Source organism: Leptospira ainazelensis, assembly GCF_016918785.1.
GTDB lineage: Bacteria > Spirochaetota > Leptospiria > Leptospirales > Leptospiraceae > Leptospira > Leptospira ainazelensis.
This window is the reverse complement of sequence record NZ_JAFFPT010000045.1, coordinates 237,075-260,916: the sequence shown is the minus strand read 5'-3', so window position 1 is coordinate 260,916 and position 23,842 is coordinate 237,075. Positions and strand designations below refer to the sequence as shown.

Annotated in this window: 23 protein-coding genes and 1 tRNA gene; 11 read left to right on the top strand and 13 right to left on the bottom strand. The window is 44.1% G+C overall.

Annotated features, from left to right (window positions below; genetic code table 11):
- Nucleotides 1–12: 12 nt before the first annotated feature.
- From JWG44_RS12345 to JWG44_RS12320, 6 genes are all read left to right on the top strand, one after another.
- Complete coding sequence (locus JWG44_RS12345; protein WP_205275257.1) at nt 13–1,887, top strand: carbon starvation CstA family protein; 1,875 nt, start codon at nt 13–15, stop codon at nt 1,885–1,887.
- Complete coding sequence (locus JWG44_RS12340; protein WP_205275256.1) at nt 1,884–2,435, top strand: NUDIX hydrolase; 552 nt, start codon at nt 1,884–1,886, stop codon at nt 2,433–2,435. The genes JWG44_RS12345 and JWG44_RS12340 overlap by 4 nt, the downstream gene beginning before the upstream one ends.
- Before the next feature lie 67 nt (nt 2,436–2,502).
- Complete coding sequence (locus tag JWG44_RS12335; protein ID WP_205275255.1) at nt 2,503–4,275, top strand: OmpA family protein; 1,773 nt, start codon at nt 2,503–2,505, stop codon at nt 4,273–4,275.
- Between the two features lie 4 nt (nt 4,276–4,279).
- Complete coding sequence (locus JWG44_RS12330) at nt 4,280–5,026, top strand: NRDE family protein (protein WP_205275254.1); 747 nt, start codon at nt 4,280–4,282, stop codon at nt 5,024–5,026.
- Nucleotides 5,027–5,036: 10 nt separating this feature from the next.
- Nucleotides 5,037–5,417: a PilZ domain-containing protein gene (locus tag JWG44_RS12325; RefSeq protein WP_205275253.1), complete on the top strand. Its 381-nt coding sequence runs from the start codon at nt 5,037–5,039 to the stop codon at nt 5,415–5,417.
- Nucleotides 5,418–5,492: 75 nt separating this feature from the next.
- Nucleotides 5,493–6,239, top strand: a complete 747-nt coding sequence (locus JWG44_RS12320; RefSeq protein ID WP_205275252.1) for a class I SAM-dependent methyltransferase — start codon at nt 5,493–5,495, stop codon at nt 6,237–6,239.
- A 7-nt stretch (nt 6,240–6,246) separates the two neighbouring features.
- Here JWG44_RS12320 and JWG44_RS12315 read toward each other — a convergent pair whose 3' ends face one another.
- The 3 genes from JWG44_RS12315 to JWG44_RS12305 all read right to left on the bottom strand — a co-directional run bounded on the left by JWG44_RS12315 (nt 6,247) and on the right by JWG44_RS12305 (nt 7,756).
- Nucleotides 6,247–6,978, bottom strand: coding sequence for a hypothetical protein (locus tag JWG44_RS12315; RefSeq protein ID WP_205275251.1), 732 nt, complete (start codon nt 6,976–6,978; stop codon nt 6,247–6,249).
- A gap of 89 nt (nt 6,979–7,067) precedes the next feature.
- The gene (locus JWG44_RS12310) at nt 7,068–7,415 is read right to left on the bottom strand and encodes an LIC10260 family lipoprotein (RefSeq protein WP_205275250.1); all 348 of its coding nucleotides are present in this window, start codon (nt 7,413–7,415) and stop codon (nt 7,068–7,070) included.
- Nucleotides 7,416–7,417: 2 nt separating this feature from the next.
- Nucleotides 7,418–7,756, bottom strand: coding sequence for a hypothetical protein (locus JWG44_RS12305; RefSeq protein WP_205275249.1), 339 nt, complete (start codon nt 7,754–7,756; stop codon nt 7,418–7,420).
- 331 nt (nt 7,757–8,087) lie between these two features.
- Here JWG44_RS12305 and JWG44_RS12300 point away from each other — a divergent pair, with 331 nt between their 5' ends.
- The 5 genes from JWG44_RS12300 (at nt 8,088) to JWG44_RS12280 (ending at nt 13,858) form a co-directional block, all read left to right on the top strand.
- Nucleotides 8,088–8,897, top strand: coding sequence for an adhesin OmpL37 family surface protein (locus tag JWG44_RS12300; protein ID WP_205275248.1), 810 nt, complete (start codon nt 8,088–8,090; stop codon nt 8,895–8,897).
- Between the two features lie 233 nt (nt 8,898–9,130).
- On the top strand, nt 9,131–11,176 hold the full coding sequence (locus JWG44_RS12295; RefSeq protein WP_205275247.1) for a DUF4178 domain-containing protein: 2,046 nt from the start codon (nt 9,131–9,133) through the stop codon (nt 11,174–11,176).
- A 72-nt stretch (nt 11,177–11,248) separates the two neighbouring features.
- Nucleotides 11,249–11,443 carry a hypothetical protein gene (locus tag JWG44_RS12290; protein WP_205275246.1) on the top strand — a complete coding sequence of 65 codons (195 nt, stop codon included), beginning with the start codon at nt 11,249–11,251 and terminating at the stop codon, nt 11,441–11,443.
- 6 nt (nt 11,444–11,449) lie between these two features.
- A complete protein-coding gene (locus JWG44_RS12285; RefSeq protein WP_205275245.1) occupies nt 11,450–12,946 on the top strand; it encodes a polyamine aminopropyltransferase in 1,497 nt (498 codons plus the stop codon).
- Between the two features lie 528 nt (nt 12,947–13,474).
- Nucleotides 13,475–13,858 carry a hypothetical protein gene (locus JWG44_RS12280; protein ID WP_205275244.1) on the top strand — a complete coding sequence of 128 codons (384 nt, stop codon included), beginning with the start codon at nt 13,475–13,477 and terminating at the stop codon, nt 13,856–13,858.
- Nucleotides 13,859–13,945: 87 nt separating this feature from the next.
- Here the strand turns inward: JWG44_RS12280 and JWG44_RS12275 are convergent, their stop codons facing one another.
- The 10 genes from JWG44_RS12275 to JWG44_RS12230 form a co-directional block, all read right to left on the bottom strand.
- Nucleotides 13,946–16,006 carry a 7TM diverse intracellular signaling domain-containing protein gene (locus JWG44_RS12275; RefSeq protein WP_205275243.1) on the bottom strand — a complete coding sequence of 687 codons (2,061 nt, stop codon included), beginning with the start codon at nt 16,004–16,006 and terminating at the stop codon, nt 13,946–13,948.
- On the bottom strand, nt 16,003–16,473 hold the full coding sequence (locus tag JWG44_RS12270; protein ID WP_205275242.1) for an EVE domain-containing protein: 471 nt from the start codon (nt 16,471–16,473) through the stop codon (nt 16,003–16,005). The genes JWG44_RS12275 and JWG44_RS12270 overlap by 4 nt, the downstream gene beginning before the upstream one ends.
- Complete coding sequence (gene ftsH, locus JWG44_RS12265; RefSeq protein ID WP_205275241.1) at nt 16,470–18,437, bottom strand: ATP-dependent zinc metalloprotease FtsH; 1,968 nt, start codon at nt 18,435–18,437, stop codon at nt 16,470–16,472. The genes JWG44_RS12270 and ftsH overlap by 4 nt, the downstream gene beginning before the upstream one ends.
- Before the next feature lie 232 nt (nt 18,438–18,669).
- Nucleotides 18,670–19,233: an aminoacyl-tRNA hydrolase gene (gene pth / locus JWG44_RS12260; RefSeq protein ID WP_100786752.1), complete on the bottom strand. Its 564-nt coding sequence runs from the start codon at nt 19,231–19,233 to the stop codon at nt 18,670–18,672.
- A gap of 46 nt (nt 19,234–19,279) precedes the next feature.
- On the bottom strand, nt 19,280–19,915 hold the full coding sequence (locus tag JWG44_RS12255; RefSeq protein ID WP_205275240.1) for a 50S ribosomal protein L25/general stress protein Ctc: 636 nt from the start codon (nt 19,913–19,915) through the stop codon (nt 19,280–19,282).
- Between the two features lie 15 nt (nt 19,916–19,930).
- Nucleotides 19,931–20,869 (bottom strand): ribose-phosphate diphosphokinase, encoded by a 939-nt coding sequence (locus JWG44_RS12250; protein WP_205275239.1) that lies wholly within the window; start codon nt 20,867–20,869, stop codon nt 19,931–19,933.
- On the bottom strand, nt 20,866–21,624 hold the full coding sequence (locus JWG44_RS12245; protein ID WP_205275238.1) for a sugar phosphate nucleotidyltransferase: 759 nt from the start codon (nt 21,622–21,624) through the stop codon (nt 20,866–20,868). Before JWG44_RS12245 ends, JWG44_RS12250 begins: the two co-directional genes overlap by 4 nt.
- 25 nt (nt 21,625–21,649) lie before the next feature.
- Nucleotides 21,650–21,725: transfer RNA gene (locus tag JWG44_RS12240), tRNA-Gln, on the bottom strand.
- Between the two features lie 4 nt (nt 21,726–21,729).
- Nucleotides 21,730–22,623, bottom strand: a complete 894-nt coding sequence (locus JWG44_RS12235; RefSeq protein ID WP_205275237.1) for a 4-(cytidine 5'-diphospho)-2-C-methyl-D-erythritol kinase — start codon at nt 22,621–22,623, stop codon at nt 21,730–21,732.
- An 11-nt stretch (nt 22,624–22,634) separates the two neighbouring features.
- Complete coding sequence (locus JWG44_RS12230; protein WP_205275236.1) at nt 22,635–23,579, bottom strand: helix-turn-helix transcriptional regulator; 945 nt, start codon at nt 23,577–23,579, stop codon at nt 22,635–22,637.
- Between the last annotated feature and the right edge of the window lie 263 nt (nt 23,580–23,842).

Genomic DNA, 23,842 nt, shown 5'->3' with positions numbered 1-23,842 from the left:
ATTCATCCTAATATGCTCCCGCTCATCGCCGTCCTCGGTTGTTTTCTTGCCTATTTTCTTGGATATAAATTTTATTCGGGTTATATATCTCGATCGATCTTCGGATTGAAGGACAATACGTCAGACACTCCGGCTCATAAACTCAACGATGGGGTCGACTACCTTCCCACAAAACCGATCGTCTTATTCGGCCACCACTACGCGTCTATCGCGGGTCTGGCTCCTATTCTTGGACCTGCGGTCGCGGTCATTTGGGGTTGGTTCCCCGCGATGATCTGGGTGGTCTTCGGAAGTATTTTTATGGGTTGTGTGCACGACTTCGGAGCTTTAGTCGTCTCCGTTCGCAACCAAGGCAAAAGTATCGGTCAAGTCGCGGAAGACCTTCTTGGTCACCGTGCTAGAAGTTTGTTTCACGCGATCATATTCTTCTTAGTTGCTCTTGCGATGGGGGTTTTTGTTCTGGTTCTTGCGGAAATGTTCTCCGCAGATCCGAAGACGGTCCAGAATTCCAAACCGACCGCAGTTACGGAAACCGCAAAGGTTCCGTCTAACGTGATCGCGAAGGATCCAACCAAAGAAGCTCACGATCATCCCGGCGAAATTCGAACCGAAGAAAAACCTTCCATTCGTCTGAGAAGCCATTTTCCGGAAGCGGTTATTCCTTCCGCGGCGATCATGATTCTTGCGATCATCGTCGGATATCTGCATTACAAAAAAGGAATGAACCTAACCCCGCTTACGATCGTCAGCGTCCTCGCCACTTTAGCTTCTATGGTTTTGGGAATGCAAGAATCGGTTCTTCACGCCACCGGACTTGCGTCGGTGGATACTTCTCCTTCGACTGGAAGTTGGAAATACATCCTTTTGGCCTACGCATTCTTAGCGTCCGTAACTCCGATCTGGCTTCTTCTGCAAAGCCGCGACTATATCAATTCTTTTCTTTTGTATCTGGGAATCATCCTGATCTACTTCGGTTTTTTTACGGGAGCGGTTTTACAAAACTTTCCTTCGTTCAACGCGGAAGCGATCCGAACCGATTCGATCGGCTTGGATTTAATTCCCTTCGTCTTTATCACGATCGCCTGCGGTGCGGTTTCCGGTTTTCACGCGTTAGTCAGCTCGGGAACGACCGCGAAACAGTTGGACAGAGAAGTCGACGCAAGACCGATCGGTTACGGAGGAATGATCGGCGAATCGTTGTTAGGTCTTTCCGCGGTAATCGCCTGCACTATCGGTTTTAGTTCGGCGGCTGAATGGTCCGGATTCTATCGTTCCTGGTCCGGAATTCAGGGACTGGCTCCTCAGGTCGGCGCCTATATCTACGGAACCGGAAGATTTTTGGCGCAGATCGGAATTCCGGAAGCGTTTGGACAAGGTTTTATCGCGCTTATCGTGATCAGTTTTGCTCTGACCTCTTTGGATTCCGCGACAAGACTTCTTCGTTACAATATCGAAGAGATCGCGGAATCGACTCGAATCGTGTGGATCCAAAAACTCGTAGGCAATCGTTACGTTTCCAGCCTCATCGCCTGCGCCGCGATCGGTATGTTTGCGTTTATGGAAATAGAACAGGACGGAAAGAAAAAACCCGCCGGACTCGCGTTATGGAAACTTTTCGGAACCACGAACCAACTTCTTGCCGGTCTTGCCCTTTTGGTTGTAACCGTTTTCCTTCTCAAATCGAAGAAAAGAATCAAAGTGGCATTTATACCGATGTTGTTCGTTTTAACGGTGACTTTTTGGGCGATGATCCGAAATTTTTTCGACTTTTTACTCGGACCTTCCCCGAACATTCTTCTCGCGGGTGTCGGCGGAACCTTGATCGTGCTCGCGGTTTGGCTTTTGGTGGAAGCTACTCTTACCTGGAATCGCATTAGAAAAGTATGAAATACTGTAGCTCTTGCGGTTCTGCCGTATCACAAAAAATCCCCGAGGGAGACAATCGACCTCGGCATATCTGCGACAACTGCGGAACCATCCACTACCAAAACCCCAAGGTGGTAGTGGGAAGTATTCCGATTTGGGAGGATAAAATTCTTCTCTGCAAACGGGCGATCGAACCAAGAAAAGGATACTGGACTCTTCCGGCGGGTTTTCTGGAGAATCGGGAAACGGTCGAAGAAGGCGCGATCCGAGAAACCGGCGAAGAAGCCAACGCACGGATCAACATCCTCGGACTTCAGTGTGTCTATAGTATCCCTCATATCAGCCAGATTTATATGTTTTTTTTGGCGGATCTCGTAGACGGTAAATTCTCCGAAAGCTCCGAATCCGAAGAAGTAAAACTCTTTTCGGCGAACGAAATCCCTTGGGAAGAACTCGCGTTCACTTCGGTTTATTACGCACTCAGACAGTATGTGGACTCACCGGACAAAAACTCCTTTCACTTGGGGAGCACTCGAAGAAGAAACCATCCTCCTTCGAAAGAATCCTGATCTAACTCACGAACCCATTCTTAAAAAAACATAGGAAAAAAAACGTACCAAATTAGAGTGTACTGCAATGCGGAACCGGATTCTTTTCATCGTAGCTTTCTATTTCTTTTTTTCCTATTCCCTGAACGCGGACACTTTTATCAAAACGAGTTCGGAATCATTCTCCCCCAATTGGGACGGAAAAAACGATACGGTAGAATTTAGAATTTCCAAATCCGCGCTTCCCCGTTTGTTCGACTGGGAATTGATCGTTAAAAACGCAGGAGACGATGTAGTAAAAACGTTTCGAGCCGATCACAGAAGAAAAAAAGGATTCTCCCTTTTTCCATTTTTGCAAGACGAGAATAAACTTTCTCCGTTGGAGATTACGATTCCGGAAACCATTCTCTGGAGCGGAGACGACTCTAAGGGATTTTTATTACCCGATGGAGAATACAAATACAGACTGAGATTGGTGACGGAGAATAAGGAGAATCTTTTATCCGAAGAGAAATCGATCCTTCTCGACTCTCATTCTCCGAGCTCCGAACTCAACTCAAAAACAAGAGTTCTTTTTTTAGGCGGAGACCGTTCGACATCCAAGATCAATATCTCGCAAAAAGTTTCGGGAGAATTCGGAGACAACTTCACCGGAGAATTTTTGGATAATCAAGGGAAGGTCGTAAAATCCTATTCGTGGAAGTTTAAAGAAGTCCCTTCCAACTTGAGTTGGGACGGAACCGATTTTTCAAATAAACAACTTCCGAGCGGAATTTATTCCTATCGTTTGATCGGATTTGATAAGGGTAGAAACGAATCCACAACTTTGTTAAACGACTTGACGATTCGAAACGAAACGGGCGGAATCGATCTGTTTTCCGATTCCAAATTGTATTCTTATCTTCCCGGAAGTCTTAGGAACTCGGTTCGATTCCATTCTTCTATTTCTCCGAAAATCAAATCGGATTCTTACGAAATCGAAATCTTTCAGAAAAACGGAAACGAAGAAAAAAGCGTTTATCGTCTCCGCGATACGGGTGAACCTTCTTCCGAATGGAGGTGGGATCTCCGAAATCAAGCGGGCGACTTTATCTCCTCGGGAGTTTATCATTACCGACTAACAATTCATAGTCGATACGAACGTTATCAATCCATTCCTTCTTTTTTCCAAATCACAAAAGATTCTTTTCATCTTTCGGTTTCCGTTTCTCCGAAAGAATTCACTCCCGATAACGACGGTAAAAACGACGTCTTAAAAGTTTTTCTCAACGCGCAGGGCGTTCCTCTTCAATCTTGGGAAATCACGTTATACGAAACACCTCCTTACACGGATTTGAAAAAAAAGGTAAAAACCTGGTCGGGCAACGGTTCTCCTTGCGAGGAAATTCCCTGGGAAGGTTTGGACGAAACCGGAATTAGGGTCGGTTCTCTAAGCGACTTTTATTTCGAATGGAAATTTACGGACGTATTGGGAAGGGAATCTGAGGGAAAGGGCGCCGAGTTTAAAACCGGAATTCTGGTGTTAGAAGAGGATCATTCTCTTAGAATTTCGATTCCGGAATCGCAGGTGGAAGCGAGGTGGTGGTCCCTTCCGGGGAAAGTCCGATCTTTGTTAAACGAATTCCCCGGATACAAAATCGAAGTTCAATCCCATTCTTCCCACCAAGGCGACGAAGAGGTCAATCAAGCGACGACTGAAGAACGTTCCAGAACCGCTTTCGAATATTTCTTTTCCAAATCCGTTCCGTTCGGAAGAATTCGGTTTCGAGGTTACGGTGAAACCCTTCCTCTAATTCCGGGTTCCGGAAAATACGAAGCCGATAAAAATCGGAGAATCGATTTTTATCTTTCTCCCCAATAACGTTATGTGCACTGCGATCATCTACAGAAATCGGGAAACAAAGATTTTCGGCCTGGGTTTTAATCGGGACGAATCCGTAAAAAGGAAACCTTCCTCCCTTCCTCAAAAAATCGGGAACGGACCCGTTTACGCAATCGCACCTTTGGACGGGGATTACGGCGGAACATGGATCGGGGTCAACTCTTCTCGGGAAATTTTTTGTCTTTTGAATTTTTACGAAGCTACTCTGAAACTTTTGAGAAACCCGACAAGCAGGGGTTTACTCGTTCGTTCTTGTTTGTTAAGCGAAGTCGATCCGGACAAACTTAAAAAAGAGGACCTCCTTAACTTTTATCCGTTCAAATTGGTAAGAATCACTCTCGCAAAAACCGATATTTTTATCTGGGACGGCATAAACTTAACCGTGACGGCGAACGAAGAAACATTTCAAATCATGGGAAGTTCGTTTACACAAGGCCCTAAGGCCCAGGTTTCGAGAGAGTCGGTTTTCAAAGAACATTTCCTTCCGAAAATTCTTCCAAACTCCGAAGAATTTTTACTCTTATCAAAAAATTTTCTGACTTCGCATATTCCCGAAAAAGGAGCCCTTTCCGCTTGTATGCACCGAAGAGACGCGCACACGGTTTCAAAAACCGAAGTCGTATTAACGGAGAAGTTCTTGACGGTCGCGTATCAGGACGGACAACCTTGTGAATCGCCGGATCCGACGTTTCTTAATTTGACTTTGACGGATTTTTCGGTATTAGGATAGTTGAACTTATATGGCCGGCACCAAGTCCTTATTTGACGATTCTTTCGAATACAGAGATCCTGCGATTCAAAAAAGAAAGAATGCCCGCGTTAAAATCACCTTGGACGCGGAAATGACGATCAAAGGAAAATCGGAAAGACATCCCGTTACGATTCTCGATATAGGAACCGGCGGCGTAGCTCTCGATTCGAGAATGACGATGTTCGAAGGGGATCGAATTCATCTTCACGCGAGGATCAACGGAAAAGACATGACACTCGAAGCGGAGATCATCCGTTCTTCGGGAAAAAAAGCGAACAGCATCTTTGTAAACATCGCCGACGATCATAGAAACGAAATCCAAGAACTCATTCATAAGAAGTTTTTCGAAAAAGAAAAAAAGCTAAACTGAACAAAACAAATTCAATTCTCGGAATATTCCATTTTTTGATTGATTCTATCCGATTTCCTGAAAACAATCGAGTCGATGAAACCCAAATCGAAAACTCCGAAAAAGAAAACTAAAATCGCGGCCCGCACGGTAAAAACAAAAACTCCGAGCCAAAAGATTTCGAGTATCCCCGCTCCCCAGAACGAATCTTTTTACGCGAGAATGTTCGCGCGCTTTTACGACCGGTTTATGAATAGAATCGAAAAAACGGTTCTCTTTCGAAAAAGAAAACACCTGATACAACCCTTACAAGGAAAAATACTCGAGATCGGAAGCGGAACCGGAATCAACTTTCCGATCTATTCTCCCAAAGCGGACGTGATCGCGATCGAACCTTCAGCTTCTATGATGAAAAAGGCGAAGGAAAGAATTCGTTCCTTGGAAAGTTCGTCCGATTCCAAAAGACATCCGAGGATAAAAATGGAGGTTCTCGGTTTGGGGAATCCGGGATTAGAATCCTTAGTTCCTCCGAAAAGTATGGACGCAATCATCTTTACGCTCGTTTTATGCACCGTCCCGGACCCGGTTTACGCGATTCAATTTGCAAAATCCCGATTAAAACGCGGCGGAAAAATTCTTATCCTCGAGCACGTGAAGGCAGCTTCAAAAGCCGGACAAATTCTACAAAACCTTCTCAATCCATTTTGGAATCGTTTTGCACAGGGTTGTAACCTCAACAGAGATCCGGCTTCGATCTTAAAGGCGGAAGGATTTAAACCGATAGAAGAATTTCGTTTTAAAAAGACCTTACCCTTTTACCAAGCGATCTACGAATGGAAGTAGGATTTGTTTACCGTTTTCTTTTGGAATTTTTAGCTACGGACTTTTTCCTTTTTGGAAACGGAATTTTAAAAAACGATCCCTTTGATTGTTTGACGGTTCGTAACAATCGAGCTACAACATCCTGATCAAATCCGTTGATCCAAAATAGATCTTCAAAACTCATAGTAAAATAAAAGTTACTGTCTTTATCGAAGTTTTCGAAGGGCAAAAGATATGCGAAAAATGGAAAGTAATCGGCAAACGAATTCCAATCCTTGATTTGAATCTTCTCCTTTTTCAATAACTCCCAAATAGATTCCGTAATCTTCCAATCGGGGATTTCCAAAGGACCGTTGATTGGATCGTAAGGATCATTCTTATACTCAACAAAGATGACCCAAAGACCCGTTATGATCGAAGCAAAAACCACCAACTTGATAACGCCGATCAATAGTTCGTCGGTAATTCCGAAATTTTTATAGAGAAGTAGAAAACTTTCGGATAAGATTACGACTCCGATTTTTAGGGTTTTCTTTTTGTATGTTACTCGGAATTTTTGTTTTTGCGAAACAAAGCCGAAAGACTCTAAAAGATCGAACGGAATTCTTAGGCTTTGATTTGGAGAAAACAAAGTTGGTAGAAGAATTCCTCGATTGATACTTTCATTCTTTGAAAAAAGGATCGTAAACATTCCCACGCAGAAGGAAATCACGAGCAAAACAAATAAAACAAGATCGTATTGATTCGAATCAAAGTCCATCTCTACCGCCGGGAAATTTGTTGACCTTTCTTTGAAGAGCAACAAACCTCTCGCAGTTTTTTGAGACGAATTAGAATCCGTCCAATCCTCTATCGTTTGGAGATTTCTCCTTCGACAATGACCTCATAACGCGCAAAACAGACAAACGGTATCAAAGGTAAAATGCAGAACGGAAACTTCATCTCGATTTCCACATTTCTCAGAATGGGATTAGAAGTTTCAACTTCCTTCAGATAAGAATTCAATCCGATCGGAAAAAGCCCGCCCACACCGATTCTATATTTGCCGAATTGAACTTGTTTCGATTTTGAAATCTCGGTCTCGATCGGCCGGTTCGGTTTTTCTAAAATAACATAACTTATCTTTTTCGGAGTTTGAGAACAACACAGGAAAAAAATGGAAAGGAGATAGGCTAATAATTTCGGACTTCGTTTCATGTTCAATTCTCCTTTGAAATTGTGTTGCTGTTCAGAGCAAAACCTTTGATAAGAATACAGTGCATAGGAGCAAACGGCCCCGTCGTATGTGTGACTTCCGCGTCAAGAATCGTATCGTATTTTGTATTCGTAATCGCGTTCTCAAATGCTTTTGCAAGGCTATAGTAGAATCCGCAATCCTTGCCTTCTTTTATTTCCCCGGCAAGACTTCGGATATCCTCCGGAATTTTTTTCCCTTCTAAGTTCCCTTGCGACAAAAGGTGTATCTTTTGTGTGGTGGAACAAAACTGAAAAAACAAAATACAAATCAACGCCAAAAAACGGATTCGAGCTGGAATCATAGAACCTCATTTAAAAAATTAAGTATTTTGAATGTATTTTTATCTTTCCGAAAATACAAACCCAATCCCAAAAAGAGAAAGAAGGAACCGATTTTATTTTTTTTGCCCGGAATCGATTCTTCTTCTATTTCCCCTTTCATTTTATCGTAAAAGATAATCTGAAATGAAGGCGGAGATTCTTTTTCAAAAGGGGTTAAATTATGAGCTCAGAATTCCAAAAGAATGAATTCAGATTGTAAGTCGGGTAGCGGACATAAGTCTCGAATACTGGAACTATCAATTATTGGAAACCACATTGAATTAGAGACCTCCATTTCCCGAAACTAGTTGTATGAAGTTCGTTTTGGGAATCGGGATCGCTCTTTTACTTTGGATTCCCGTTTCCATATCAGCGGATCTTGCGAGTAGCGCGGCCACTCATCTGGTCCGTGTTGAAAAAGGGCTCAAGGTAAACGAGTTTCTCATCAAATCGATGAACAGTTCGATTTCGAACATCGGTTCCGAAGCTGACAAAGCCCTCTACAAAAGAATCATCCAACACCACGTGGAAACGAACCAACTCTACTTTCAATTTGATCTGGAAAGATCCTACGCCGAACTCAAACGAACCCAGGACTTACTCGTGATTCTCTACTCGAACGTCGTCGAGGCGAGTAAAAAAACCGTTCGTGGTGAACTGACCTCTCTCGGTTATCAAGCGATTCGAGGAACGGAAGCCCGGCCTAAAAAACACCTTGAGATGGCTTATCGGGAACTCGCGTCCGCGGAACAAAAAAAATTGATAGCGGACAACACAAGACCGTATCTTCAACCGATCAAATTGGAATTACTTTACGAATCTCTAAAACTCCTGAAACAATCCAGAAAGTATGTCATCCTACTTTCCATGGAATATCTTTCCGATTTTCCGGCAGACCCCGAAAGCGAAGACTTTCTCGGAATCCTCAACGAGATCAATAGGGCGATGTTTTCCCGCAAAGACGAGTTCGCAAGAATCCATTTTGACAATCATTTCCACGCCTACTCCGGTGAAAATCTCTACGATACCTATTGGCAAGAACCCGCTCTCGAAGAATTGGAAAAACCCTTGGGAGAAGTCGACGCCGCCTATCTCCGGGATCGTCGAAGAGCAAAACGTTGATCGACCGTGCGCGAGGGATCGACGCGGTATCAACAAATTGTTTCTTTCGGAAAATATTTTTTCCCAAGGCCGTTTCAATTTGTTGATAAGAGCCGAGAGCCCGGTGGGCGCTTGGAAAAAGTAAATTCCTCTTCTCGGAACTTCCCCGCCCACGCGCCCAAATTGATTTTTTCCGTTTCCTATTTTAGAAATTCACGTGACAGGGAATTCTTGTCTAGATACAACCTATCCTTGTGTTAGAACTGAGTTGTCCGAACTGCGGCGCGCCCGTCCCCTTTCAAAGCAAGGCTTCGATTTATGGAGTCTGTCCGAACTGTAAGACTCTAACCGTTCAAAAGAACCAATCCCTCGAGAGCCTCGGCAAAGCCGGAATACTCGTCCCGGATCTTTCTCCGATTCAAGTAGGAACCTCCGGGAAGACAAAGGACGGGATCCAGTTTCAAGTCGTCGGAAGGATTCAACAACAGTACAGCCTCGGAACCTGGAACGAGTGGCACGCGATTTCTCACGAGGGTAAATCCATTTGGCTCGCGGAAGCGCAGGGCCAGTTTATGATCACCGAACTCCGCCCCACTTCTCAAAACGAAATTTTTCCGGAACACGATCCGATCCGAGATCTGGAAACTCCGCCGGACGTTTATTTTATCTCTTCCAAAACTTCGAAACAACTCCTGAGAGCGGGTGATACCCTCCAACTCGAAAATTCTCATTGGATGATCCGCGAAATCGGAGTCGCTACCTGTGTCGGAGGCGAGGGAGAACTTCCCGTCGGTTTCGAATCGGGAACCACTTCCGTTCTTTTGGATCTCGCAAACGACGAGGGTTGGTTTGCTACATTAGATTATTCTCATACACCACCCCTCTATTTCCGCGGAAAAGTTTATAGTTTCGATCAGATCGATTTTATCAATCTTCGAGATCCGAAAGCCTTCCAAGGGTTTCAAAAAGTGGAGGAAGCAAAGGCGATCCAATGTCTCGGCTGCGGCGCGTCCTTGAGTCAAAGAAGTCCGGACTTCTCCAAATCCATCGCCTGCGAATACTGCGGGACCGTGATGGATACGAGCAAAGACGAGCTCAAAATTCTTTCCAAATTTCAAGAAGTCATCAAAGATAGAATCTATCTCCTCCCCGGAACCAAACTCAGCCTCAAAGGAAAAGAATGCGAAGTCCTCGGAGTGGTCAAAAAATCGGTTCATGCGGACGGACAAATTTTTCCTTGGACGGAATACCTTCTCCATTTTACGGGGGGCTACTACTGGTTAAACGAAACGAGCGGACACTGGACCGTATTCGAACCGGTTCCCTTTATTCCGAGAACGATCATCGGAACCTATCCGCCGAAAAAAACGTTTCAAAAAGAAGAATACAGACTTTTCAATTCTTCCAACGCCGGGACCGACTTCGCTTTTGGAGAATTCTACTATAAGATCCACGCGGGAGACACGGCGGAACTCGCGGACTTTATCGCTCCGCCGAAAATGCTCTCTTCCGAAAAAACTCCGAACGAACTTTTCTGGTCTATCGGAGAATACATTCCGGTGGACGAACTCAAAAAATCGATCCATGGAGACGCCGAGCTTCCGGAACCGGAAGGAATCGGCACGGCACAGCCGAACCCCTATAGTAAATTAAGAAAACGGAATGTTAAAATCGCGGTATGGCTTTCCGCGATCATGCTCGTTATCCAGATCGGATTCTGTCTGAGTTCTCAGGACAAAGAAGTTTTTTCAAAAGACTATCCCTACGTTCGAGAACAGGCCCCGGGTGGGACGACCGACCTTTCTTTTGTAACCGAGAGTTTTCAATTTGAAGGAAACTCAAGACAAAACGTTCAGATCAAGGTGGACGTTCCCAATCTTTCCAATCACTATATCTACTATTCCTTAGCGTTGATCAATACTCAAACCGATATCGCCTATGACACCGGTTTGGAAGTCAGCTACTACGAAGGTGTAGACGACGGAGAAAGTTGGACGGAGGGTGATAAGTCAGCGGACGTCATCATCGGAGAGGTTCCTCCGGGAGAATACTATCTTAGGATCGAATCGGAATCCGATTTTCCAAGAGGAACGGGAACGGTCGCACATTTCAGCATCCGAAGAGACGTGGATCAGTCTTATTATTATCTTCTTTTTTTATTGGGAATCTGGTTGCCCGTTCCTTATTCCATGTTTCGAAGTTTTTCTTTTGAAGCTTCCCGAAACGAGAATAGCGATTTTGCACCGGATCATGGCTCGGACGATTCCGACGACGATTCCTATTCTTCCAGCGATGATTGATAAGCGGGGAAAGAATGTGAAAAAGGAATTCTCGATCGATCCAAAACTTTACAACGTCAAAGGACAAATGTTATGAATTTTCTAAAACCACTTTTATATCCTCTCTACGCGGTAGGACTTACGGGTTATCTGACATACACGAACATGTTTGGAGGCGGGTCCAGCAACGTGGATGAAATCGAAAATGTTCCCAAAACCGTAAGAGAAAATCCGGGAGTTTATAGATCTCATTATACGAACTTTATGAGATATTCCGGAGGAAAGTAAGACCGTTTGCAAACAGCCCTTTATATTTCCGTCCTCATCATCTCCTCCTGCGGCCTCGTCTACGAACTTTTAGCCGGAACGATCGCTTCCTATCTCCTAGGAGAAACCGTAACACAGTTTTCATTGATCATAGGAACCTATCTTTTTTCGATGGGGGTGGGTTCCTGGCTTTCCAAATATGTGGAAAAGGATCTGATCTCTAAGTTTTTAGAGATCGAACTCGCAATCGGCCTCGTGGGAGGTTTTAGCGCTGCGATTCTTTATTTGAGTTTCGGGCAAATTCGGTTTTTTCAAATTCCTTTGTTTTTACTCGTGATCTTGGTGGGGATCCTAGTCGGTCTTGAAATTCCGGTTTTGCTGAGAATTTTAAAAAAGGAACTTCAATTCAAGGAACTCGTATCTCGGGTATTGAGTTTGGATTATGTAGGAGCTCTACTCGCTTCGATTTTATTTCCGATCTTCTTCGCGCCGAAACTCGGATTGATCCGAACCAGCTTTTTGTTCGGAATTTTGAATGCTGCGGTTGCCCTTTGGGGAACCTGGGCTTTACCGCTCAAACATTCAAGAATGCTCATGCTCCGGGCTCAATCCGTGATCGTTCTCACACTTTTGGTTCTAGGATTTTCGTTTTCGGACCTGATTACTTATTACAGCGAAGAGACTCTTTACACAGACGAAATCATTCTTTCGAAACAATCCCAGTTTCAGAGGATCATCGTAACAAGATGGAAAAACGAAATACGGCTTTTTTTAAACGGACATCTTCAGTTTTCTTCCAGAGACGAATACAGATATCACGAGACCTTGGTTCATCCCGCAGTTTTGGCGCATCCGTCGCCGAAAAAAGTTTTGGTCTTAGGCGGAGGAGACGGATTAGCGGTGAGGGAAATCCTCAAACACAAAGGAGTAGAATCGATTACGTTAGTCGATCTTGATCCAGCGGTAACGGATCTTTTTACGGATCACACCGTATTGAAAGAACTCAACGAGGGAAGTTTAAAAAATCCAAAAGTAAAAGTGATCAACACGGACGCGTTTGTCTGGCTGGAAGAATCCGATCAGACCTTTGACGTCGTAATCATAGACTTTCCGGATCCTAGTAATTTTTCGCTAGGAAAACTCTACACGACCGCATTCTTTCACGTACTCAAAAGAAGAATGAACGAAACTTCCGTTTTGGAAATACAATCCACGTCTCCTCTGTTCGCGCGTTCTTCGTATTGGTGTATCGAAAAAACGATTTCGTCCTTGGGATTTCAGACGCTTCCATTGCACGTTTATGTTCCTTCTTTTGGAGAATGGGGATTTGTTCTCGCGGGGCAAAGACCGATCCGGTTTCAGGAAAAATTCCCCGAAGATCTTAGATTCTTAAACTCGGAAGAACTCAAATCGATACAGATCTTTCCATCGGACATGTCGAAAATTCCCGTAGAAATCAATCGATTGGACAACCAAGCCCTTGTAAGATATTACGATCGGGAATGGAACCGAATCTTAGATTGAGAATGAATACGATTTAGGGATCGCGGGGCGGCTCCTGAAGTTTTTCTCTATCAGAAAATTCGACCGTAATTGCAGGACCGAGCTCTCAGCTCCGGTCAATAAATTGGATCCGTTCGCACGAGGAGCCTTTTTCCAAAAAGCAATTTATTGACCCCGCCTCGATCTCTGCCGCGGGGAAAAGTAGGATCTCCTGCGTTTTAATCTAAGCTTTTCCTAAGTTCAAAAAGTAGGATCTCCTGCGTTTTAATCTAAGCTTTTCCTAAGTTCAAAAAGTAGGATCTCCTGCGTTTTATCTAGAGCTTTTCTTAAGTTCAAAAAAGTAGGATCTCCTGCGTTTTACTCTGAGCTTTTCTTAAGTTCAAAAAAGTAGGATCTCCTGCAAAAAGAAAAAGGATTGAGTCCGGCTTCCCTACTAGATTGACAGAATTTACAAAAAGGGGGAACCTGAATCCCAAAAACTTGTCTTACTTGTGGATGGAATTTTATACGATAAAATCCATCAAGAGGACGCTACTTAAGGATTCCTAAATGAAACAAACGAAAGCCCTTCTTTCACTATTTGCGTTAGCCGCGCTACTTACGTTCTCCTTGAACGCACAACCGGAACGTAAAATCGAAACAACGGTCCACGACTTTATGGAAGATTATCCGAAACTCGCGGTCAAAGCCGCTAAAAAAGGAAAACCGGAATACATAGAAAAGATTTTGGCCGAACTTCCGAACTTCGCTCTGGACGAACAAAAGGCAAAGTGGACCGAAATCTCCCAAGAAGCTCTTAAGACAAAAGACTACGAACAATCCTGCAAAACCTGTCACAAAGAATTTAAAAAAGAATACAAGAAGACTTACCGTAAGAGACCGATTCAGGTTTCTCCGGAACTGATCCAATATCTAAAAGAACTCAAAAAATAAACGATCCAGCCGAATTTTCAAAGGAAAACTTCCGGAAGAAACTCCGATCCAAATCCCGTTCCGGACGTTTTTCGATTTTCGAACGGGTCAAGATCCGGTTCGAGAGCTTTCTTGAAAAAAGGAGGAGGCAGTTTCTTCTTCCTTTTCAAACTTCCCGTTTAAGTCCAAGATCAGCAGAGTAATGTCGTCTTCGAATTGATCGCCGCGTCCGGACCAGGATTTCACCTTATCAAAAACAAGTTGGTTTAAAATTTTTCCTTGGATCGCGGAATTCGTTTTTAAGAATTCGTAAAACTTTTGATAACCGAACATCTGCCCGTATTGATTTCGCGCTTCCGTAACACCGTCCGTGAACATGATAATCCGATCCTCTTTTTTGATCGGAATAATCAGTTGGCCGTTCTTCAGATTTCCGTCGATTCCCATGATCCAACCCGGAAGAAAAATTTCTCTAAATTCTCCCTTGGCGTGGTTGAGAATCGCAATCGGAGGATGCCCCGCGTTCGAATACGTTATGATTCCCTTATGAATATCTAGGATCAAATACGCTGCGGTGATAAAATGTTTACCGTATTTACCCATCAAAGCGCGGTTCACGTTCTTCAAAAGATCGGCGGGTTCCACAGCCTTTCTAACTTCGATGGAAAACGCGAGTTTCACCATCGAGGCGATGATCGCCGCCGGAATCCCATGACCGGAAACGTCGCTGATAAAAACACCGAGACGGCCGTCTCCATAATCGTGAAAATCGTAGAAGTCCCCGCCGACCGAACTCGCACATTCCATCTTTACGGAAAGTTCGATTCCTTCCACCTTCGGAAGTTTATCCGGAAGAATGGATTCTTGGAGTTCTCTTGCGATCTTCAGCTCCTGTTCGATCTCGGATAGTTTGATCTGATTCTCATACGCGTCGATACTTGTTTGCAAACTCTCTGCTTGGAGGGATTTAAAACGATCCGCCAATGCGAAAGAAAGAAGAGTCATTTCCAAAAGAGAACCGATCAAGGAACCCCAGTTGGTAAACAAATTACTCGGCAACACCGATAAGTTTCTGAGGACGGTGATCAAAATAAAAACCACCAGAACCGACCAAGCAAGAAGAAAGAATCTTGCGGGTCTGTATCCTTGACGATAACGATCGATTCCCGCGTAGATCACTACGACGGAAGTAAAAATCGGAAACAAGGTAAGAGCCTGCATATTCCAAAAGTAAAACATAGGAAAGAAGGAAAGAAGAATTCCCGCAATTCCCGGGATCATGAATAAAACAAGAATATAATCCATTATCTTCATCGTTCTACCAGTATGAAGAAAGGATCTCGTAAACTGGATGGAAAAGACGATCGCAAGATAGGCGAACGGAACCAGAAGGTCGTTCCAAGTTTTGAGAGCAGAAGTGTAGAGATATTGGTTCCCGACTCCGGTCACGGACAACTGCCACAAACCGAAAAACAAAAGATAAAGAACGTAAAAAAGATAACCCGCTTCTTTGACCGTAAAAAGGACAAATCCGTTGTAGACGAGCATCACGAGCAAGGCCCCGAAAAATAATCCGAACAGAATATTCTGGACTTGAACGTTTGTGAGGAATTCGTAAACGCTCCACGCCTTTAGGTTCAGAATCAAGGATCTTCTCGTAGAAACCTTGATCAAATATTCTTCAGTGTTACCGTATTGAGTAACCAAACGATAAACCGGATGAAAATATTCGATACTCTGATCCCTTTTGATCTCCTGATAGCGGATCGGAAACTGAGAAAGTTTTTTATAGAGAACGAATTCTTCGGAAGCGGGATTTGCCAATTCTAAAAACCAAGGTTGAAAACCGTGGCCGATCTTTTCAAAATGAATCTTGGAACGAATCCAAAACGTAGATCGAGTATATCCTTTGGAAAGACTGTCTTTTCCGAAATCCTTCCACTCAGGGTGGAAGTTCGGATTGGAGAAATTTTCGATTCGAATTTGTCCATTAGGATCTTCTAATACTTGAAGAGTCTTCCCTAAAAATTCTCCTTTCATTCTTTCGGTAAGTGAGAATGCGGATTGTTGCGGAGAGGTTTGATTCTCCGATACTGAAATCGGATCGGAAAAAACCGAAACGGTACCGATCAGAAATAGAAAAAGAAACGGGAGGACTTTAAATTTCAAAGTTTCACACCCGCAAGTCCCAGAATAAACTGAAACTCCGCGGGAGAAACTGGCTGAATAGAAAGGCGGGAACCTTTCTGTAGAAGCACCATATTCTTAAGTTGTTTGTGCTTTTTCATTTCTTCCATCGTGACAGGTTCAGGGAATCTTTTTTTAAATTTTACGTCTACCATGTACCAAGTCGGATTCTCAGCCTTACTTTTCGGATCGAAGTATTTATGAGAAGGATCAAATGCGAAATGATCCGGATAACCTTGTTTTGCTACTTCGGCTATCCCAACAATGGAAAGGGGTTTAGCCTGGCTATGGTAGAAGAGAATTAGATCCCCTTTTTTAATACTGTCACGCAAGAAATTGCGAGCCTGATAATTTCTTACCCCTTCCCAAGGAGCGATATGGGAAGGAGAATTGTATAGATCATCGATCGAAAAAACGTCGGGTTCTGTTTTAAATAACCAGTGATTCATTCCATTCCGGCGTTGTACGCGGGGTTTGTCTTGATTCCGTTTTGTTTTTTCGATTTAACCGTTTTTTCCGGCTTTTTTTTTGTGCCGTCTTCGCTCGCAGGATGAACGATGAGCATCAATTCGTCGTGAGAAATCGTTTCTTTCGCAAGAAGGGCTTTTGCCAATCCTTCAAACTTGGAAGCGTTTTTACGAACAAGATCGCGTCCTTTGTTGAGACAAGTCTGAACGATTTCACGAACTTCCTTGTCGATCATAGCGGCGAATTCTTCCGAATAGTATTTATTGCTGTGACCCATGTCTCGACCCACGAAAACGTTGGCCTGATCTCCGGCGTAATTTACGGTTCCGAGTTTTTCGGACATTCCCCATTCGCAGACCATCTTACGAGCGATGTTAGATGCTTGTTGGATATCGTTGCTCGAACCCGTGGAAGTGACTCCGAATTTAAATTCTTCCGCGATAAACCCGCCCATAGCGACCACGATCTGATCGAGCCAATATGTCTTCGGAAGAATATGTCTGTCTTCTTTCGGAAGAGACTGAGTGAGACCTAAAGCGCGCCCTCTTGGAATGATCGTAACCTTGTGAACCGGTTCCGTATAAGGAAGAAGAGTTCCCAAAATTGCGTGACCCGCTTCGTGATACGCGATGACCTCTTTTTCTTTCTCGGACATAAAGAAGGATTTTCTCTCAGGCCCCATGAGCACCTTGTCGCGCGCTTCTTCGAGTTCGTCCTGAGTGACTCTTTTTTTATTCTTACGAGCGGCGAGTAACGCGCCTTCGTTGATCAGGTTTGCAAGATCCGCACCGGTAAAGCCGGGGGTTCCTCTCGCAATCGAGTGAAGAGAAATATCGCTGGTCATAGGAACTTTGCGAGAATGTACTTTTAGAATTTCTTCTCTTCCTCTGATATCCGGAAGATCCACCATTACCTGACGGTCAAAACGACCCGGACGAAGAAGGGCGGGGTCGAGAACGTCCGCACGGTTTGTAGCCGCCATTACGATCACACCTTCGTTCTTTTCAAAACCGTCCATCTCTACGAGCATCTGGTTCAGAGTTTGTTCTCTTTCATCATGGCCGCCGCCGAGACCTGCGCCTCTCAAACGGCCGACCGCGTCGATCTCATCGATAAAGATGATACAAGGAGCATTTTTCTTACCTTGATCGAACAAGTCTCTCACACGAGAAGCCCCCACACCCACGAACATTTCTACGAAGTCGGAACCGGAAATCGAGAAGAAGGGAACTCCCGCTTCGCCGGCAACCGCTCTTGCGAGTAATGTTTTACCGGTTCCCGGAGGACCGACTAACAACACACCGGTGGGAATTCTCGCTCCGATCGCGTGAAACTTTTTCGGATCTTTTAAGAATTCTATAATTTCTACTAATTCTTCTTTTGCTTCTTCACAACCCGCAACGTCTTCAAACGTAATTTTAACTTTCGGATCGACGGTCATCTTCGCTTTGGATTTTCCAAAGGAGAACGCTTTGTTCCCTGTAGACTGTATCTGTCTCATCATGATAAACCAGAAAAGACCGATCAGAATTACGATAAGAAGAATGTTGCTTCCGATCACGCTCCAAAACTTTCCTTCCTCGGCGGAACGCGCGTCGAAAGAAACATTAGCTCTTCTTAATGAAGCTATCAGATCCTTATCAAGCGGAGCGACTGTGGTTCTGAATTTTACCGGTTTTGCGGTTTTGGATTCCGAGTATTCGGCTGGAATGTAAAATCCTTCGATTATATCTTTCTCGATTTGGATTTTGTTGTATTTATCGACAGTTCCTTTATAGAGTTTGCCCAGAGGTTTTTTGCCCTCAACCGGTTCCAACATATTTAAAAAGTCGGAATAGGAGATATCCTTGGTCGCGCCGGCATTGTTCTCATAATTATAAGCGATGATCAAAACGACCATCATAATGATTAGGACAAAGAATACATTTTTTACGTTCTTGTTCATGGAGTTCTCCTGTAACTTAGACGCCTGTGAGATACATTAAACAGGCAAGAGGTTCCTTCTGTTAGAATTTCACGTTTCTTCAAAAAGGCAAGGAAGAATTGAGCGAAACCGCCAAAAGGAAAACGGTTGGAATGAAATTCGGACAGAAATTTTTACAGCGCCTTGAAAAATTTGATCCTCTTTACCAAAAAAATCAAGCTGCAAGGTTCTGTCCGAAGGACAGGTTCTTACATCAAAGATGATATTTTTCGATCACGTCGTCGATATCTCCGAGAGAAATCGAACGAATCGCCGCTTCCGCGTCGTTGATGATCTGAATCAAACTCAGGTTCTCCATCGGTTCGAAATCTTCTTTTAAGAAAGAATCTCTCACTTTAAGATCGAATCCGTCATTCCAAATTCCGATTCTGATCCTGATAAAATTCGGAGAACGAAGAGATTGAATGATGGATTTTACTCCGGGGTGATCGGTTTCCTGAGTTCCCTTGTCTACGACGATTCTTCCAAGGGGAAGGCTCCAGTCTTCTTGGATGACAAGAATTTCTCCCACTTGTATTTTTAGAAACGACGCGATATAAAGAACGGATTCTCCGGAGAGATCGCTAAAAGTCTGAGGTTTTAAGAGTACAACTTCTTCCCCCTCAAAATCACCGCGACCAATCAGAGATTTCTTCTTCTTGGTCTTGATTTCAACATTGATGTTATTTGCGATAACATCCAATATTTTGAAACCGATGTTTGAGCGGTTATTATTGTATCTGTCTCCTGGATTCCCGAGTCCGACGATCAGCTTCATGAATACCTATCTGTATCTTTCAGGTTAGACCCGAATCAGTTCCGTATTATTTTTTACCTTTTTTGCCTTTAGCGTCTTCTTTAGCGCCTTGAGCTTCCGCTCTTTCTGCCGCGAGAAGAGCTTTGGTTTTATTTACGGAAGTTACGATCGGATCTCCGTTGATCAAAATTTCCCAGCTTGCGGGAACCTTGAGTTGGCTGATCTTAATTGCGTCGCCTACGTCGAGATCGGTGACGTCTATCGTAAGATTTTCTATCAGATCTTCAGGAATCGTTTTTACTCGAAGTTCATGAATGATATGTTCGAACTGTCCGCCGGTTTTAGAACCTTTCGCAACACCGGTAGTTTCAATACCGATTTTAGTAACGATCTTCTGACCGGGAACAACCTTATAAAAGTCTACGTGACGGATTCTATCGATCTCAGGAAATCTTTGGATTTCCTTTACATAAACTTTTTGAGATCCTTGACCTTCCACGTCCAACTCGATCAGAGTGGACTGACGGATTCCGGAATGAACCATCTTTTCAAGTTCTTTCTCGTTCACCGCGCCCGAGGTTGCAACGCCCGCACCGATAATATTGATGGGAACGAGTCCCGACGCACGAAGACGATTGTTTTCGTTCTTACCGGTTTCCGTTCTTTTTTTAACTGCAATCTTGTGAATAGTGTTCTGGCTCATTTTTATTACCTAACCTTAATCGAATAAAGTGCTGACTGATTGATTTGTGTGAATCCTTTGAATCGCGTTTGCGAGCAAAGGAGCTACGGACAATGATTTCAATTTGTGGATCTTTTTGGATTCGGGAATCGCGATGGTATTTGCGAGAACGACTTCCGTGAAGTTCGTCGCGTTGATTCGATTTACCGCCTCTCCGGAAAGAACACCGTGTGTCGCCGCGCAATAAACCGACTTCGCGCCGTGTTTGAGAAGCGCTTCCGCAGCCTTGCAGATCGTTCCCGCCGTGTCGATCATGTCGTCGAGAAGAATACAATTCTTCCCTTCGATCTCGCCGATCACGTTCATCACTTCGGATTCGTTAGCTTTTGGTCTTCTTTTGTCGATGATCGCGAGGGAACCGTTTACTTTTTTACCGAAGGCGCGAGCGCGTTCCGCTCCGCCCGAGTCCGGAGAAACGATGACTAAGTCTTCGATCTTTTTTGTATTGATGTATTCCGCGAGAACGGGAGCGAAATGAAGATTGTCCACAGGAACTCTAAAAAATCCCTGAATCTGATCCGCGTGAAGATCCATGGTAAGAATCCGGTTTGGTCCGACGACCTCGAGAAGATCCGCGACAACTCTTGCAGAAATCGGAACTCTCGGTTCGACTTTGCGATCCTGGCGACCGTAACCGTAATAGGGAATCACGACGCTGATGCTCGAAACGGAGGCTCTGCGAAGAGCGTCCATGATAAGAATCAATTCCATCAAATGATCGTTAGCCGGAGCCGAAGTAGACTGAACGACGAAAACTTCTCTTCCTCGAACGTTGTCTTCGATCTTTACCGAAATCTCTCCGTCGGAGAATTTCTTCAGGTTGATCTTCCCCGGTTGAATCTTGAGATGAGCGCAGATTTCTTCGGCGATTTCTTTATTGGAACTTCCCGCAAATACGGCGATATCTCCATTCATGGATGGACAGCCTCCCCTTTGATCATAGCGGAAAGCATCTGCAGGTCTTCGGGAGAGTTCACTCCATGACTTTCAAGATGATTCTTTAATTTCATCGCGCCGAGTTTCTTTCCTGAATTTCTATATAATTTCACGAGATCGGGAAGATAGTATTCTCCCTGCGCATTGGAGTTTCCGATCTGACGGAGGGAATCAAAAAGCCCGTCTCCGTCAAAGACGTAAGTTCCCGTATTGATTTCGTTGATGAGTTTTTCTTCCGAAGAGGAGTCTTTTTCTTCCACGATAGCCGAAACGTCTCCGGAAGAATTACGGATAATTCTTCCGTAACCCGTCGGCTTTTCAACAACGGCGGAAAGAATCGTTGCGGAGAATTCGTTTTCTTTGTGTTCTTTTACGATATTGGAAAAAGTTTCCGAAGTAATCATCGGAACGTCGCCGCAGGCAACGATCACGGAACCGCGAAAGTCCGTAAGTTGGGCTTCCGCACAGAGAAGAGCATGAGCGGTTCCGAGTTGTTCGGTCTGTTCCGCAAAGGAAATACCGGAAATGCCGGTGCAGAGATCTTGAACCAATTCTTTTTTGTAGCCTACGACGACGACGATCTGTTCTACGCCGGAAGCTTTCAGGTGATCGAGTACGTGAAGGAGTAGCGGTTTGCCATTCAGCTCTACCGCTACCTTAGGCTGATCCGTCTTCATGCGGGTGCCCTTCCCTGCGGCTAATACCACAGCGACCTTATCCTGAGTAGGTTTCATCGTTAATCAATGTCAGTAATACAATTGGCTGGGCTGCTAGGATTCGAACCTAGGAAATGGCGATACCAAAAACCGCTGCCTTACCACTTGGCGACAGCCCAGTTTCTAAAAATTGAATCGTACGAATGTGAGATTTGGGAATTCCTGTCTCAGCCTGTGCAACAGTTCTTCCTGGATCTCAAGGCCCTGGACCAGCCCGTACAAACTCGAACCCGAACCGGTCAGAGAACAATAACTGGATCCAAATTCCAGGAATCTGTCCTTAAGAACTCCCAATTCCGGATGAAGTTGGAAGGCAACCGGCTCAAAATCATTCAAGAGCCTACCCTGTAGAGCATTCCAATCCCCGTTTTTTAGAACAGAAATTAGATTTTCCGACAGCGTATTCCCATTTTTCTGAGAGGGCCCCTCTTGTAAAGGTTTTTTCAGTAAGGAGTACATTTCCGCCGTATTCATTACTTGCGGAGTTAACGCAAGAATTCCTTGTCCAGGACAGACTTCGATTTCCTGAGAATTCTCTCCTCTTCCGGTAACGTAAGCGTTGCCTTCTCCTAAAAAAAAGGGGACGTCGGATCCGATTTCAGCGGCGAGATTTCTCATTTCATCGGTTGTAAAAAAAGAACGCCAAGAAAAGAAAAACGAAAGAAGCGAGGCCGCGTTTGTACTTCCGCCGCCGAGTCCACCGGCCGGTGAAATTCTTTTTGTGATATGAATTTTTACTCCGGAAATCTCCGGAAAAAGTGATCTCGCCTTTTGAAACGTTTTGTAGAGAATGTTTTTTTTATAATCTCCGAGTTCGGAAACTTGATCATAAAGTTTTCGTTTTTCTAATATGATTTCGTTTTGCGAAATGAGTTCGAAAACTCCGTTATCGGCTGGTTCGATTTCGATATCGTCTCCCCAAGAAATTCTTAAAAAGACGCTGCGAATCTCGTGAAATCCATCGGGACGTTTATAAGGAATTTCTAATCCGAGATTGATCTTTGCGGGAGAAAGCAAATCGATTCCTCCTAACGTAGCATCATTTCGATCTCGCCGATCGCTCTTTTTACAATGGATGGGGGGCTTTTGAGAATCACGTTTTTTCCAAATGGAAGAATCGTTTCTAAAAACCAGGATTCTTCCCGGATCTTTGCTTTGGACAAATGATAAACGACATTCTCGAGAGTCCTGGTTTCGCTCGTTCTTTCAAGACCCAGCTTACGATCGAGATTATAGAAAATTTCCTTCGTGTGCCAGATTTCGGCGATTCCGGAAGAATTTTCCCGATTCTTACGAAATCGTTCAAACTCTTGGATGTATTTCAACTTTGTCTGCCCGGACGGTTGTGTGATCGGATCGCTCCCGGTCTTTAGGGAAAGAATATGGTCCAATCTAAAATTACGAGCCGCTTTTCTTTCGTGGCAATATCCCAAGAGATAGTCTTCGAGAGAATGAAAGAGGAACCAAGGATCGATCCTTCTTTGGAGAGATTTTTCATCGCTTCGAGATTGATATTCTAAGATCAGGGTTTTTCCGTTTCGAATCGCTTCTTGAATCGTATTCTTATAAGAGGTAAGTGCGTTCTGTCCCGTAATCGGAAGAATGGAAATTATTTTTTGAAGAATTTTTTTGGAAACTGCGCTCGTATGCGAATCAAAGTTTGATTCCGATGTTTCTTCCAAAATATTTCGAAGCGTAAGCCATTCTCGAATGCTCAACCTTAAACTGGAATCGAATCGAAAAGGGAGAATCAATCCGAACGTATCCGTTTCGGAATCGTAATCCACTTGTATCAGATCGGCTACGTGAGGAGTCGCTCCGAGGAAAAATAATTCTCCAAGTTGCTCTTTGAGATCTTTTTGATTGGTCACTCCGGTTACGTTAGAAAGTTCTTCCAGAGTCATTCGTTTTCCATCTCGGAGATGACGAATGAGATTCAGTTTGAAATTGAGACGGACCGTACTTGGATTCATGGAATGTCCTCAAGGCTAAATTCGCGGGGTTTTCTTGTAAACTGGAAATGTGAAAATTCTTACCTATTTGGTTTGATGGATGTGAGTTGCAATTTTGAAATCCGGAATGGTGTCGTCGCTCGAAGATTAAGAATGAGACTTTGAAAATGAATGAAGTTTCTTCCGTTTTTTCCCTTGTAAAAAAGGGAATTTTAGAATTCTCGCTTTGGGTATAAAAAGTCCCTCCCTGAAAAGAGCTAAGGGGCTTTCAGTGCTTTTTAGAT